General features: G+C 41.2%; 11 protein-coding genes. All 11 read left to right on the top strand.

Annotation, left to right across the window (positions count from 1 at the left end; genetic code table 11):
• Positions 1-88: 88 nt before the first annotated feature.
• The gene (locus tag IJI01_RS11370) at positions 89-1,162 is read left to right on the top strand and encodes an Rpn family recombination-promoting nuclease/putative transposase (RefSeq protein WP_292190297.1); all 1,074 of its coding nucleotides are present in this window, start codon (positions 89-91) and stop codon (positions 1,160-1,162) included.
• Positions 1,163-1,300: 138 nt separating this feature from the next.
• Positions 1,301-1,477, top strand: coding sequence for a hypothetical protein (locus tag IJI01_RS11365; RefSeq protein WP_292190294.1), 177 nt, complete (start codon positions 1,301-1,303; stop codon positions 1,475-1,477).
• Between the two features lie 102 nt (positions 1,478-1,579).
• A complete protein-coding gene (gene queA, locus IJI01_RS11360) occupies positions 1,580-2,629 on the top strand; it encodes a tRNA preQ1(34) S-adenosylmethionine ribosyltransferase-isomerase QueA (RefSeq protein WP_292190291.1) in 1,050 nt (349 codons plus the stop codon).
• Positions 2,630-2,929: 300 nt separating this feature from the next.
• On the top strand, positions 2,930-6,682 hold the full coding sequence (locus tag IJI01_RS11355; protein ID WP_292190289.1) for a starch-binding protein: 3,753 nt from the start codon (positions 2,930-2,932) through the stop codon (positions 6,680-6,682).
• A 237-nt stretch (positions 6,683-6,919) separates the two neighbouring features.
• Entirely contained in the window at positions 6,920-8,968 is a 2,049-nt protein-coding gene (locus tag IJI01_RS11350) for a methyl-accepting chemotaxis protein (protein ID WP_292190288.1), read from the top strand.
• 232 nt (positions 8,969-9,200) lie between these two features.
• Complete coding sequence (cysK, locus tag IJI01_RS11345; RefSeq protein ID WP_292190286.1) at positions 9,201-10,136, top strand: cysteine synthase A; 936 nt, start codon at positions 9,201-9,203, stop codon at positions 10,134-10,136.
• A 151-nt stretch (positions 10,137-10,287) separates the two neighbouring features.
• Entirely contained in the window at positions 10,288-11,478 is a 1,191-nt protein-coding gene (locus IJI01_RS11340; protein ID WP_292190283.1) for a MalY/PatB family protein, read from the top strand.
• Positions 11,479-11,551: 73 nt separating this feature from the next.
• Complete coding sequence (locus tag IJI01_RS11335; RefSeq protein ID WP_292190280.1) at positions 11,552-11,704, top strand: YezD family protein; 153 nt, start codon at positions 11,552-11,554, stop codon at positions 11,702-11,704.
• A gap of 44 nt (positions 11,705-11,748) precedes the next feature.
• Positions 11,749-12,621: a radical SAM protein gene (locus IJI01_RS11330; protein WP_292190276.1), complete on the top strand. Its 873-nt coding sequence runs from the start codon at positions 11,749-11,751 to the stop codon at positions 12,619-12,621.
• Between the two features lie 13 nt (positions 12,622-12,634).
• Complete coding sequence (locus tag IJI01_RS11325; protein ID WP_292190273.1) at positions 12,635-13,000, top strand: NifB/NifX family molybdenum-iron cluster-binding protein; 366 nt, start codon at positions 12,635-12,637, stop codon at positions 12,998-13,000.
• A 202-nt stretch (positions 13,001-13,202) separates the two neighbouring features.
• Entirely contained in the window at positions 13,203-14,045 is an 843-nt protein-coding gene (nifH, locus tag IJI01_RS11320; protein WP_029231097.1) for a nitrogenase iron protein, read from the top strand.
• Positions 14,046-14,061: the final 16 nt, after the last annotated feature.

The following is a 14,061-nucleotide window of genomic DNA, read 5'->3' as shown; positions in this document are numbered from 1 at the left end:
TTTTTCCAATCTGGAAAGGCTGAGCAGTTCTTGCTGATGCCGATTTCAACGATGGAAGAAATAATTATTTTGTAGGAGGCATAGATATATGCAAGAGAATGCACAAGACAAAGATGAAGTAAGCACAGCAGATAGTCAGCAGATTACTAACAGTAAGGTGGAGGATAATGGAGCCAAGCTGATATTTGAAAATCCAACGCTATGCGCGCAGCTACTAAGGGATTATTCGAACATTGATCTTCTTAGGAATGTTCAGGCAGAGGATATTACAGATGTAACAGAGCGCTATATTCCTATGTTCACAGAAGAGAGAAATGCGGATGTAGTCAAGCAGGTAAGGGTAGGCGAAAATGATGAAGTTTTTGTAACACTAATTGAACACAAATCGCAGGTGGACTATAATGTATGCATGCAGATACTGCGTTACATGGTCTATATTTGGGAAGACTATGAGAAGAGGCAGGAGAAGAAGATTCCTGGCGTGAGCAAGCTTGCAGGGTTCAAGTATCCTGTGATTTTTCCCATAGTATACTACACTGGCAAGGATAATTGGACAGCAGATAAATCATTTGTTAGCAGAATTGCTATGAGCGAAGTGTTTGCACCATATATTCCGGATTTTTGCTATCATTTGGTTAATATTGCAGATTATGGCAATGATGAGCTTATTAAGAAAAATGATGGATTGTCTTTTGTCATGATAATTAATAAGATTAAAGAAGCTGCCTCGCTTAATTCTATTGATCTGCCAAAGGATTATCTTGATAATCTATCTGCCAATTCTCCGGAGGATGTACTTGATGTACTAGCCAAGGTGGTAGCAGTTCTGCTTAGAAAGCAGTTTGTTCCAGAGAATGAGATTCAAGACTTTGTGAGTCAGATAAAGGAGCGTCATATGAGTGATCTGTTTGAAGGCTTTAGAGGTATCAATGTCATAGAGGAAAGAAAAAATGGCGAACTGATCAAGCTTATAAAGCAGGTTTGCAGGAAACTTGCCAAAGGAAAAGATATTGCTGTTATGGTAGACGAACTTGAGGCAGATGATGCTTCCGAAATTGAAAATATAGTTAGAGTGGCACGTGGGTTTGAACCAGATTATGATATCGATGCAATATATGATGAGATTGTAAGATCTAAAATGGTGGATTCATCAACTGATTGATCTGCTATGTTCCGTCATCCTTTTTTAACTTAAAGTTTATCGTTATTTTAGCACATTAATTCGTTATTAAATGTAGAATTACTTTATGGGATTAATTGTGTTTTAGAAATAACGATCAAGTTAGAAAGGGGTGTATATATGAGCAGAGTTTCAGAGGTAACTAACCTTCAGCAGCAGAGAATCAAAGAGATGCAGGATAGATTTAAAAAAGAGGAATTATCTGATGAGATGAAAATGCAGCTTATGGTTCAGAATATGACCCAGACTCTTAATGATATCTCACATACGCTTGCAATCATTGCTGATAGAAAGTGACCTGAATAAGGTAAACTTGCCTTTATGAATTAGAACTGTTATACTCTTTTTCTTGTAAAAAGAGTGTAACAGTTTTTATGTTTATTTATAGGAAGTATAGAAATGAGCGAAAATAGAGAAATAGGTCTTTCAACTGCAGATTATTACTTTGATCTTCCAGAGGAACTGATAGCTCAGGATCCAATGGCCAAGAGAGATGAGTGCAGACTTTTATATATGGATAAAGAGACAGGTAAGGTTGAGCACCACGTGTTTAATGAAGTGATCAACTACCTTGAGCCTGGCGACTGCCTTGTACTTAACAACACCAAGGTTATTCCAGCAAGACTTCTTGGAGTTAAGGAAGAGACAGGGGCAGCAGTTGAGATCCTTCTTCTTAAGAGAAAAGAAGCAGATGTATGGGAGACACTTGTTAAGCCTGGTAAAAAGCTTAGACCAGGAGCAAGAGTTTCTTTTGGAGATGGAATACTTAAGGCAAAGATCCTTGATATAGTAGATGAGGGAAATCGTCTTGTTAAGTTCTACTATGATGGAATCTGGGAAGAGGTTCTGGACAGACTCGGAGAGATGCCACTTCCTCCATATATTACACATAAGCTTCAGGACAAGAACATGTACCAGACAGTTTATGCCAAGTTTGAGGGCTCAGCAGCAGCTCCTACAGCAGGACTTCATTTTACAGATGAGCTTCTTGAGAAGATCAGGGAAAAAGGCGTAGATATGGCTTTTGTTACCCTTCATGTCGGACTTGGAACCTTCAGACCAGTTAAGGTCGATAATGTCAAAGAGCATCACATGCATACTGAGTGGTATCAGGTAACACAGGAAGCAGCAGATAAGATCAACAAGGCAAAGGAAGCAGGCCACAGAGTCATCTGTGTTGGAACTACAAGCTGCAGAACTATTGAAAGTGCTGCTAGTGAGGATGGCAAGCTATCTGCCAGCAGCGGAGATACATCAATCTTTATTTACCCAGGCTATAAGTTCAAGCTCATGGACGGTCTTATTACTAATTTCCATCTTCCAGAGTCTACACTTGTTATGCTTGTTTCAGCTTTTGCTGGAAGAGAGCATGTACTTGGAGCTTACGAAGAGGCTATTAAGGAGAGATACAGATTCTTCTCATTCGGAGATGCGTGCCTTTTCATTTAATAAGATATACAGGCAGTTACAGTTTGCTGAATGCAGATTGTAACTGCTTTATTTTTTGCTATATAGCTTTGGACATGTTTTAACTAATGCCAGTGGTTATAGGTTTACTATACAAATCTTACAAAAACGTTTCCGAAAAATATCAAATTTTGAACAATTGACGGTATAATCTGGGAATTCTATAATCAAATTATCACAGTTAATCGGTTAACGCTAATTTGATTATTAGCACAAATTGTTACTATTGTCAGGCGGCTGATCAGCTGCCAAATTCAGTACCGTTCTAGGTTTGGAGGTTGTATGAGAAAGGGAAAATTGTGGGGCAGATTATTATCTGCGACAAGCCTTAGCTTGTCTATTTTTTTGGGCTCCTTTGGAAACGTTACCGGAGTTCAGGCTATGGAAAGCAACTCTACTGTACTTGTAGAGGAAATTAAGGCATCAGAAGACGCATCAGCTGAGGCATCTTCTGAGGATTCAGTTACAGAAGCTGCAACTGACAGCAGCTTAGATGATAGTGCTGCAGAAGAGAGCACGGTAATCATTGATGAAGAAGTAGCAGAAGCAGCAACTATAGCTACTACAGATGAGACAGATGAAACAAATGTAACAGCTGAGCTGGAGACAGAAGAATACACAGTTACATTAGCTGATGCACCTAATGCTAATCTTGCTCCAAGAGAGCAGAAGGCTGCAGATAACAGCCTTGTAACAAGAGAAAATGTTCATGATGGAGCTATCCTTCATGCATTCTGCTGGAGCTTTAATACAATTGCAGAGAATATGGCTGATATTGCAGATGCTGGATACACTGCAGTTCAGACATCTCCTATAAATGAATGTCTTGCTACTAATCCGGGAATGAATCTCCATGGCCCTGATGGAATGTGGTATTACCACTACCAGCCAACTGACTGGGTAATTGGTAACTACCAGCTTGGAAGCCGTGATGAGTTTAAGCATATGTGTGATGTTGCTGATGAGTATGGAATCGCTATCATCGTAGATATCCTTCCTAACCACACAACACCATCATCAAATCAGATAGCAGCTGCTCTTAAAGAAGCTGCTGGCGGAAGTGATGCTCTTTATCATGCTACAGGTAAGATCGGCGGCGGATATACAGACAGACTTGAACTTACTTACTACTCAATGGGAGGACTTCCAGACGTTGATACAGAGAACACTGGATTCCAGCAGTACTTCTATGAGTTCCTCAAGGACTGCGTATATCTGGGTGCAGACGGCTTCAGAATTGATACTGCCAAGCATATCTCACTTCCAGATGATCCTGTTCCATCAGATTATTCAGATGCGGGCAGAAACACCTTCTATCCCAATATGAGACAGGCTCTCAATGAGTACTCTGCAGAAGTTGGAACAAAGAGCTATGACGAACTCTTTGTATATGGTGAAGTATTACAGGGAACAAACGACAGACTTGCTGCTTATCAGCAGTATATTGGCGGAACAACAGCAAGTAACTACGGCTCAAGCCTTCGTTCAGCTCTTTCAAGCGGAAATCTCTCTGTAGACAGACTTCTCGACTATCAGATCTATGATGACACTGCTTTTGGAACAACTTACACAGCTGACACAGAAAAGCTTGTTACATGGGTTGAGTCACACGATAACTACATGAATGATTCAGAGAGCTGCTGGAAGTCAATTGACGATGACATGATCATCATGGGCTGGTCTATCATCGCAGCAAGAGATGCTGGAACACCACTTTTCTTTAGCAGACCAAATAACAGCTCATCAGAAAATCCATATGGTGACAACCTTATCGGAGAAGCAGGAAGCCCTATTTACAAGGCTCCTGAAGTTAAGGCAGTAAATCTTTTCCGTGAAAAGATGGGTGAGGCAAATGAATATCTGTCTAATCCAAACGGCGTTCAGACTCTCATGATAGAGAGATATGACGACAGCGTAGAAGGTGCTGTAATCGTAAATGCAGCCCAGACAAGAACAACAATTAACGCAGAAACTCACCTTTCAGATGGTATCTATCCTGATCAGGTTGAGGGAAGTGATGCAGTATTCCTTGTAAAGGACGGTGTGATCAGCGGTACTGTAGCTGGAGAAGGTGTTGCAGTTCTTTCTGAGAGAATTGATGGAACTGGAACAGTTGTATCTTTCTACAACCACCAGAACTGGAACAGCGTTGTTGCAAGAGTAGATAATGCAGAAGCTACACTTAGTACAATAAATGAGAATGATGGATGGTTCCAGGTAACTGTACTTGACGACGAGTTCACTATTAGATTTGAAAGTGCTGACGGCAGCCAGGTTTCACCAGAGTATGCTATCACAGCAGGAAGCGGAACTTTCGTAACTCCTGACAGCAATGAACTTTTCTATTCTAAGGCAGCTGCCGAGGAAAGTCTTGGAATCAATACCTACAGCGTATATTTCTTTAATACAGAGAACTGGGATACAGTTTATGCGTATGGATGGCTTGATGGCGGAGAGCAGATCTTTGGTGGATGGCCAGGAACACCTGCAGTTAACGAAGGTTCAGGCTGGTGGAGAGCAGACGTTAAGACATATGCTAAGCTTCCGGTATTTAACATCATCTTTAACAATGGCGCAGGAACTCAGACAGTTAATATCGAAGGCTTTACACCTGCAACAGAAGATATCTACTGCACTGTAGATGCAGAAAGCTCAAATGGTCAGCTTGTAGTTAAGAGATTTACAAGTAAGGAAACTGCAGAAAAAGCACTTGGCGTTTCAGGCTCCTTTACAACAGCATACTTCTACAATACAGAAGGCTGGGATAAGGTTTGCGTATATACATGGGGCGGAACAGCAATGGGCGAGTGGCCAGGAAAAGAGCTTACTCAGGATGAAGATGGCTGGTATAGCGTAGTTCTTCCTGCAGGCCCAAGCGAAGACCTTAATATCATCTTTAATAACGGCAACAATGGCAAACAGACTAATGACATGAAGATTTCTGATATGAAGTACCGCTTTATTCTCAACAACGGAATCGCATATCAGAAGTATGGTTCCAAAAAAGAAGCTATGGCAGCTATTGCCGGAGCAGAGGAAGTTACATACACAACAGTTAGCTACTACAATGAGATGGCTGATGATGCTAACTGGAAGAATGTATATCTCTATGTATTTGGTGGCAACAATGGTGAGTACAATAACCTTGTAGGCACATGGCCTGGTAAGCTCATGGAGAAAGAGGAAGGAACTAACTGGGTAACAGCAGAGGTTCCAACTAAGGCTCTTGAGACAGGCACACTTACATACATCTTTAACAACGGCAACGGCACTCAGCTTGACGATAACAAGAATATCACTAGCGATAAGAACTTCTTTACATATAGCAGCAGAGACAGTTTTGCAAGTAAGGATGAGGTTTATGCCTTCCTTGGAATCTCTACTGATGAGCCGCAAGAGCCTGAAGAAGGTACACTTACCAAGAAATATGGCAGATATTATCTCATAGATGAGAATGGCGATAAGCTCAAGGGCTTCCATAAGGTAGAGGGCATTCTCAGATTCTTTGACGAAAATGGCGTAATGGCAATCAATAAGTGGGTTACAAGAGGCGATGACAGACTCAGAGCTTTAGGTGATGGTAGAATTGCCAAGGATGAGATGGTAACAATCTATGGCGCAGACTATTACTTTGGAACTGATGAAGCGCTTGTAACAGCATCAGTTTTCGATTACGACGGTAATAAGTATTATGCCAAGGCTGACGGCAAAATCTCCAAGTCTGGACTTCTTACTATAGGAGATGATATCTATATCTCTCTTTCAGATGGTAAGCTTGCCAGAAGTATCAAGATGGAAAAATACTTCTCAGAGTATATCCTTGGTGATGATTGCAAGGCTATCAAGGGCATTACAACATATGAGGGACAGAAGTATTATTGCAAGGACAACGGAAGAGTTGCCAAGGATGCAATGTTCACTATCGATGGTGATACATACTACGCCAAGAAGGATGGAACACTTGCTGTTTCTGAAACTATTACAAGATATGGTAAAAAATATACCTTCGACGAGAATGGTAAGTTAATTAAGTAATACAATCTGATTAGATGAGGCGGATAGATTGGCTTGTTATGCTGATCTATCCGCTTTTTTTGTGCATAGTCATCTTTTTGATATTAAAAGAATTAACGATTAAACAATTATTTTATTTATTTAAAATAGAATGTTTACTGTATATTTATATTTCTTTTGTATACTGATTTCATGGCAATATGTCTATAAATGATAAATACATTGAATTGTGATTAAACAATATTCAAGGAGGGTTTTATGGGCGCAAAAACAGATAAGAAGAGCGGCGGAGCTCCAAAGGCTATTAGTGCAAAATTGTCAATTTTGTTCGTGGGTATGCTTCTTGTGAGCATACTTGTTGCTGAGGTGCTTACCTTCACTCTTGCTTTTGGCATGATGAAGGATCTTATCTACACATCACTGTTAAATGAGGTTTCAGCAGATGCCAGTGATGTAAACAAAGAGCTTACTGCTACATTCTATTATTTGAATGGTGTAGCGGATGCTATTGAGCAGAATGAATATGACAACAATCAGGAGATCATGGATTATTTGATGGGTACAGTAGGTAGATATTCGATGATCCCTACTGGTGCGTACATGATGCTCAGTGATGAGACTTTCCTGTATCCTAGTCAGCCTGACTACGTAATGGAGAATGTAACCAACAATGTTATGTATAAGGAAGCTGATACCTATACTAACAGCTGGTTCTATTTCTATGATGAGCCTTACTTCGATACAATCACTGGAGGCCTTTGTTCATCTGTTATGCGTAAGGTTACTCTCAAGGATGGAAGAACAGGATGCTTTGCTGCTGACCTTATGCTTACAAAGGCTCAGGAGAAGCTTGATAAGATTCAGCTGTATGAGACTGGTGGAGCTATGATGGTTACTGCTAAGGGACAGATCCTTACATACAGAGATGATCCATCTATTTGTGGAACAAACGTTGCTGATTACCCAGATGATGCCTTCCTTGCCAAGATGGGTGAATTTGCTGCAGCAGAAGCAGTTGCTGAAGAGCATAATGTTACACCTGTAGTTGTTGCTGGAACAAAGTATTACTTTGTATCTTCTGGGGTAAGTGGAACTGACTGGAGCGTTATCGTATACGCTAAGCAGGGTGAAGTTCTTGCTACAATGCAGAAGATCGTTGTTATTCTCATATTTGTAGTTCTGATAGCAGTAATAGCTACTATCGTTGTCATGAATGTAGTCCTTAAGAAGATGATCAAAGTACCTGTTACAAGTCTTACCGATAATATCGAAAAGATTTCCGGTGGTGACTTCACTGTTGATATTTCTTCAAAGGGTAACGATGAAATTGCATACATGAACAATGCAATGGGAGATTTCGTAAGTGGAATGAGATCATCTCTTAGTGAGATCAAGACAGTATCTGGCAGACTTCTTGGAGATGCACAGACCTCCAAGACTACAGCTGAAGATCTTGAGAGTGCAGCAAATGACCAGTCTGCAAGTATGACTCAGATTCGTGAGAATATTGATAACATGGCCAAAGCTGTTAATGAGGTTGCTGAGAATGCAACAGTTCTTGCCCAGACAGTAGCTAATGTTACTGAGCAGGAGCAGGATATTGAAAAGACAATGAATGAGCTTGTTTCTAAGGCTGATTCAGGACAGCATGATATGGCTAACGTAGCTAACGGAATGGATGATATCGTTGATTCCATGAAGGATATGGCTGATGCCGTAGCAAGTGTTGATGAAGCTGCAGACAAGATCAATCAGATCGTTGATCTTATTAACTCCATTTCTTCACAGACCAACCTCCTTTCACTTAATGCCAGCATCGAGGCTGCAAGAGCTGGTGAGGCTGGTAAGGGCTTTGCAGTTGTTGCTCAGGAAATTGGTCAGCTGGCACAGAACTCAGCAGATGCTACACAGCAGATTGCAGAAATCATCAAAGAGATGTCTGCAAGAGTACAGCAGCTGTCACAGAAGTCAGAGTCTAATACTCAGCTTATCAATGACAGTGCAGAGTCTGTAAATACAGCAGCTACAACCTTCAAGGAGATCACACAGCAGTTGTCAGAGGCTAATGAGACTCTTGCAACTATGGCTGAGCAGATGAGTAAGGTTAATGACGTTGCAACTAACATGGCATCTGTATCTGAAGAGCAGTCCGCATCTACTCAGGAGATTGCAGACAACGTTGAAAGAGTTACAGAGGCAGCCAAGGGCGTTGCTTCCTCATCTGAACTTGTTGCAACAGCAGCTTCCTCAGTATCTGAGGCTGTTGATACAATCAACGACAACCTGGAGAGATTTACAATCCAGTAATAATTTACTAATAACAGTTATATCTATATAACTTATAAAAGAGGGCTCACTGCGCAAGACCGCGGTGGGCTTTCTTTTTGTCAGGTATTTATAACGGATTAAGCTCCGCTTATACCTTGCGATAAGGTTTGTTTAATTTCGCTATAAAAAAAGCTATGCTATAGTTTAAACATCAAAACAAACAACAAACAGATAACAACTAAAAATACAAAGTCAAACGGAGGAAAATATCATGGCAGACATCAAGCAGAGCGCACTTGAACTTATCGGGGGAACACCACTTCTTAAACTTAACGGATACAGCAAGGCAGCAGGAGTTACAAATGCTAACATCCTTGCCAAGCTCAAGTATCTTAATCCAGCTGGTTCAGTAAAAGACAGAGTTGCACTTAGTATGATAGAGGATGCAGAAAAGAGCGGTAGAATCAAACCAGGAGCAACAATCATAGAGCCAACAAGTGGCAATACAGGAATTGGTCTTGCAGCAGTTGCAGCAGCTAAGGGCTACAAAGCAATCCTCACACTTCCAGATACAATGAGTGTTGAGAGAAGAAATCTTCTTAAGGCTTACGGCGCTGAGATTGTTCTCACAGAAGGTGCCAAGGGCATGAAGGGAGCAATCGCCAAGGCTGAAGAGCTTGAAAAAGAAATAGAGGGAGCTGTAATTCTTGGACAGTTCGTTAACCCAGCTAACCCAGAGATCCACAGAAAGACCACAGGTCCAGAGATCTGGAAGCAGACAGATGGACAGGTTGATATCTTCATCGCTGGTGTTGGTACAGGCGGAACAATAACTGGTGTAGGTGAGTTCCTCAAGGAAGTAAATCCTGACGTTAAGGTTATTGCAGTTGAGCCAGCAAGCAGCCCAGTTCTTTCACAGGGAACAGCAGGCGCTCATAAGATTCAGGGAATCGGTGCAGGCTTTGTGCCAGATACTCTTAACACCAAGGTTTATGATGAAGTAATCGCTATTGAGAATGACGATGCTTTCGCAGAGGGCAAGAAGTTTGCAGTTTCTGAAGGAATTCTCGTTGGTATTTCATCAGGTGCAGCACTTAAAGCAGCTGCTATCGTTGCAGAAAGGCCAGAGAATAAGGGCAAGAATATTGTAGTTCTGCTTCCTGATTCAGGTGACAGATATCTTTCTACACCTCTTTTCGCTAACTAATATACAGTACTCGGCAAAAGAGAATTTCTCATTTGAAATTCTTTGAACATATTGAATAAGAAACCAGTGCCAAAACAGCTTGGACTGGGGATAGTAGGATGCTCCGTAGCTCATTTGCTTCGGGGCATCAATTTATAAAAGGGTGACTAATATGGGCAGATATAACTTTGATGAATTGATAGACAGAAAAAATACAGCAAGCCTTAAATATGACTTTGGAATTCAGCGAAAAGGACGAGATGATCTTCTTCCTCTTTGGGTAGCAGATATGGACTTCAGGTTACCTGATGAGATAATCGAAAGAATAGTTAAAAGAGCTGAACACGGCATATTTGGATATACTGATCCGGATTCCTCTTATAAAGAAGCTCTTAAGTCATGGCTGTATAGGCGCCACGGCTTTGAGATATATGACGAATGGAACACTGTGGAGCCTGGAATGGTTTATTCCATTGCACTTGCCATTAAGGCTTTTACAGAACCGGGGGATGGAGTCATCATTCAGCAGCCTGTTTATTACCCTTTTATGGAGACAATTAAGCTTAATAACAGGAAGGTTGTAAATAACCAGCTTGTCTATAAGGACGGCCACTACGAGATAGATTACGATGATTTTGAGAAAAAGATTATTGAAGAGAAGGTTAAGCTATTTCTCTTATGCAGTCCTCACAATCCTGTAGGAAGAGTATGGACAAGTGTAGAACTACAGAAAGTGGCAGATATATGTCTAAAACATAATGTGCTTATATTTGCAGACGAGATACATGCTGATTTTGTCTACAGTAAATACAAACATACATCCCTTATAACTCTTGGCGAAAGATATGCTCAGAGCCTCATACTTGGCACATCCCCCAGTAAGACCTTTAATCTTGCAGGCCTTCAGATTGCCAATATCATTATTCCTAATGACGAGCTTAGGAAGAAGTTCAGAAGAGAAAACGATGCTTCTGGATATAGCCAGCCCAATACTCTTGGACTAACAGCAACAAAGGCCGCATACACCTATGGTGAAGAGTGGCTTGAGGAGCTAAAAGAATACCTTGAAGAGAACCTTTCTTTTGTAAGAGATTACTTGAAAGAAAAGCTTCCTAAAGTGCATCTTATTGAGCCAGAAGGCACTTATCTTATATGGCTGGATTTTTCAGAGATCAGTGATAATCATAAGGAACTTGAAAAACTTATAGTCGATGAAGCCAGGTTATGGCTTGATCCTGGCATTATATTTGGCCGGGAAACAGCTCTTTTTGAGAGAATCAACATTGCATGCCCCAGAAAAACGCTTGAACAGGCGCTTGTTCAGCTCTATGAAGCATTAGAAAAAAGTGGTAGACGGCTATAAGATTTGCTTAATTGTGCTGGCTTTAGCCATGCTGTAACATTCTAGAAAACAAAGAAGGGCAGGAGATAGCAAGATGGCAGGGGAAGTTAATAAACAGAAGGATAGCGACAAGATCTGGGAAGTTATAAAGAGCCAGGTAAGTAATCTTAAATATGGAAATGTGATCATCACAGTACATGATGGCAAGATCACACAGGTTGAGACCAGTACCAAGATCAGATTCTAAATTGCCTTCTATGGTATGAAACATTCAGGTAAGGGGACAGGAAGATGGCTAGAAGTATTCAGGAACTTGAGAGAAACCATCCATGCTTTGGTGGATGCAAATTTAATGCAGGGCGAATTCATTTACCCGTGAGCCCGGGCTGTAATATAGCCTGCAGATTCTGTGACAGATCAATAAATGATGTGGAACAAAGACCAGGTGTAACCTCCAAGGTAATTTCACCAGATGAGGCTAATACATTTATAGGAAGAGCACTTGAACTGGTGCCTAGCATAAAGGTTGCAGGAATTGCAGGACCTGGAGATACACTGGCAACAGATTACGCCTTTGAGACTTTCAGGAAAATAGGTGGAGAGCATCCAGAACTCCTTAAGTGTATGAGTACTAACGGACTCCTACTATATGAAAGAGCAGATGAACTGATAGAGACTGGTGTAGATACTCTTACGGTGACAGTTAATGCTGTTGATCCGCAGATAGAAGCACAGCTTAACGACTTCATTATATATCATGGCAAGAAGATAGAAGGTACTGAGGGTGCTGCAATACTCATTGAAAATCAGCTTAAAGGTATCAGAAAAGTAGCTGAAGCAGGAGTTACTATTAAGATAAATACAGTGCTTGTTCCAGGAATAAATGACCATCACATAAGTGAGATCGCAAGGACAGTCAAGGAAGCAGGTGCACTTATCTACAACATAATACCGTTGATTCCACAGCACAAACTGTCAGATGTTCCTAAGCCTACCTGTGAACAGATTGAGAAAGCAAGAGAGGATGCTGAAAAGTACATCAAGGTCTTTAGACATTGTGCGCACTGCCGTGCAGATGCTGTTGGTGTTCCAGGTCTTTCTGAATACAGCCAGCTTGTATATCAGAATAGGTTAAATGTGAAGAATACTTTTTCACATGGCTGACGGAGGAAAGAACATGGGAAATGGAGCATACAGAGTAGCACTTGCATCAACTGATAACAGAAACGTAGATCAGCACTTCGGACGAGCTGAGAGCTTTTTGATAGTTGATGTTGACGATAGTGGTTCATATGAAGAAATTGAGCAGAGATTTGTTGTTCCTATATGCAATGGCGGATCTCACAACTCAGATAAGATGAAAAGAGGCGTTGAAGCGCTTCTTGATTGTAACTTTGTTCTGGCAGCGAGGATAGGCCCAGGGGCTGTAGATGAGCTGTCACAGCACGGCATAGCAGCCTTTGAGATGCCGGGAACAGTAGGAGATGCACTAAAAAAGCTTGATGGATATCTTAATCTTCTTGCAGAGATGCAGAGCTTTTGAGGAAAAGAGCTACAAGAAATACTTATACCTGGCTATAAGTAAAGGCTGATTCTACAAACTAAGCACTTATGCTAATATCTTTTTAATTTAATACTTTAATTCGTTAAACATAATCGACCGGACAACTGGAGATTAGTTCTTAGTACTACTTAAGGACTAGTCTCTTTTTTGTTAAAAAGAAAAAAGAGGAGAGTTGAAAAAAATGGCAGGACTAAGACAGATCGCAATTTATGGAAAAGGTGGAATAGGAAAATCTACTACCACTCAGAACCTGACAGCAGGACTTGTAGAGCATGGCAAGAAGGTCATGGTAGTAGGCTGTGATCCTAAGGCAGATTCCACAAGACTTCTTCTAGGGGGACTTGCTCAGAAGACTGTTCTGGACACTATCAGAGAAGAAGGTGAAGATGTAGAGCTTGAAGCAATCATGAAGGACGGCTTTGGAGGAACAAGATGTGTTGAATCAGGCGGACCCGAACCAGGCGTCGGATGTGCCGGACGAGGAATAATCACATCAATCGGACTTCTTGAAAACCTCGGGGCTTACACAGATGATCTTGATTTTGTATTCTATGACGTTTTGGGCGACGTTGTTTGCGGAGGTTTTGCAATGCCTATCCGTGAAGGTAAGGCCCAGGAAATCTATATAGTAGCTTCAGGTGAGATGATGGCTCTTTATGCAGCCAACAACATCTCCAAGGGTATTCAGAAATACGCTAAGAGCGGCGGAGTAAGACTTGGCGGAATCATCTGTAACAGTAGAAATGTAGACAGAGAGCTTGATCTATTAAGAGCCTTTGCAAAAGAGCTTGGAACACAGCTTATCTACTTCGTACCTAGAGATAACATCGTTCAGAGAGCTGAGATCAATAAGCAGACAGTAATCCAGTACAAGCCGGATTCCAACCAGGCTCAGGAATACAGAAACCTTGCAGAAGCTATCATCAACAACCAAAACTTTGTTATTCCTACACCAATGAAGCAGGAGAGACTTGAAGAGATTCTGTCAGAGTTTGGTCTCATGGCAGATGATTACCAGATTTGATGGGGGTATGGAGGAG

Source organism: Butyrivibrio sp. (genome assembly GCF_017433805.1).
Taxonomy (GTDB): domain Bacteria; phylum Bacillota; class Clostridia; order Lachnospirales; family Lachnospiraceae; genus Butyrivibrio.
Note: the sequence above shows the minus strand (reverse complement) of the source record. Positions and strands in the feature narration are given on the sequence as shown.

Bases quoted from the DNA above. Each gene is read 5' to 3' on its own strand.
- IJI01_RS11370 (WP_292190297.1), top strand. From the start codon at position 89: ATGCAAGAGAATGCACAAGACAAAGATGAAGTAAGCACAGCAGATAGT.
- IJI01_RS11365 (WP_292190294.1), top strand. From the start codon at position 1,301: ATGAGCAGAGTTTCAGAGGTAACTAACCTTCAGCAGCAGAGAATCAAA.
- queA (WP_292190291.1), top strand. From the start codon at position 1,580: ATGAGCGAAAATAGAGAAATAGGTCTTTCAACTGCAGATTATTACTTT.
- IJI01_RS11355 (WP_292190289.1), top strand. From the start codon at position 2,930: ATGAGAAAGGGAAAATTGTGGGGCAGATTATTATCTGCGACAAGCCTT.
- IJI01_RS11350 (WP_292190288.1), top strand. From the start codon at position 6,920: ATGGGCGCAAAAACAGATAAGAAGAGCGGCGGAGCTCCAAAGGCTATT.
- cysK (WP_292190286.1), top strand. From the start codon at position 9,201: ATGGCAGACATCAAGCAGAGCGCACTTGAACTTATCGGGGGAACACCA.
- IJI01_RS11340 (WP_292190283.1), top strand. From the start codon at position 10,288: ATGGGCAGATATAACTTTGATGAATTGATAGACAGAAAAAATACAGCA.
- IJI01_RS11335 (WP_292190280.1), top strand. From the start codon at position 11,552: ATGGCAGGGGAAGTTAATAAACAGAAGGATAGCGACAAGATCTGGGAA.
- IJI01_RS11330 (WP_292190276.1), top strand. From the start codon at position 11,749: ATGGCTAGAAGTATTCAGGAACTTGAGAGAAACCATCCATGCTTTGGT.
- IJI01_RS11325 (WP_292190273.1), top strand. From the start codon at position 12,635: ATGGGAAATGGAGCATACAGAGTAGCACTTGCATCAACTGATAACAGA.
- nifH (WP_029231097.1), top strand. From the start codon at position 13,203: ATGGCAGGACTAAGACAGATCGCAATTTATGGAAAAGGTGGAATAGGA.